Below are 862 nucleotides of genomic sequence, written 5' to 3'. Positions count from 1 at the left end.
GGGTTGCACGGTGGCAGCACGCTGAGACCTCTGTACCAACAAGTCTGTGAAGCGTGAAGCCCGTACGCTATCGGTTCGCGCAGCGTGGCGTAAGCCATGTTGTGTTGACTCAACGAAGATGAGTGTCGGGAGTTGTTCACTAGCATAAGCCAAGAGAACCGCGCCTGGGAAGGCAGGGATCCCTTACATTGCCCAGAAGGATAGCTTGCTAGCCCCGCGCCCGTAAGCAACTTTAGGTGCTCGTCAGTAGTATAGTTGAGTATACTTGCCGAGAAGGCGTACCGTTCCCAGGCGAGCACCTAATCACGGTGAGAAACCCAACCGGTGGCAAGTGGCTGGGAGATGACAACGTCTCAGCCAACCTGCAAGGACTCCATCCCGTTGACGCGAACAGAAAAGCAAGCAGAACCTTGGAGCTTTGCCTCAAGGAACTGTCTAGAGGTGTCTTGACAGCGCCTTTACGAGTTCGTTGTTGAACGGCGTAAGAATTCCCCACCTTTAGGCGGTGGGAGGGTCAACCCCCGCCCTCCCTCAGATGTGGTTTCCAGAGAGTTTCTTGGGCAAAACTTGCCAGTTGCCAGCCCTGACCCTGAACCCCGATCTGAGCGGCAAGCCGGTATGATAATGCCAATCACCCCCTGGCCCCGGAATCTATGGGATCCCAATTTAAACGGGTTGCAGGCGCCGTTACCGCCCCACGAGGGTTCCGCGCTGCTGGCGTGGCTGCCGGCCTCAAGCCCTCTGGAGCTGCCGATCTGGCTTTGATCGTCTCTGACTGCAATGCAGTGGGGGCTGGCGTTTTCACTACCAACCAGGTCAAGGCCGCTTGTGTTACCTATAACCCTGTCTCTTATTCTCATCT

1 protein-coding gene is annotated in these 862 nt (G+C 56.3%); it reads left to right on the top strand.

What is annotated here, in order from left to right; translation table 11 throughout:
• Positions 1 to 653: 653 nt before the first annotated feature.
• Positions 654 to 862: bifunctional ornithine acetyltransferase/N-acetylglutamate synthase (locus NW858_RS06640; protein WP_414520156.1), on the top strand; the 209-nt coding region annotated here is incomplete at its 3' end.

This window comes from Synechococcus sp. H55.10 (genome assembly GCF_047502715.1).
Classification (GTDB): domain Bacteria; phylum Cyanobacteriota; class Cyanobacteriia; order Thermostichales; family Thermostichaceae; genus Thermostichus.
This window is presented reverse-complemented; position numbering and strand designations above follow the sequence as displayed.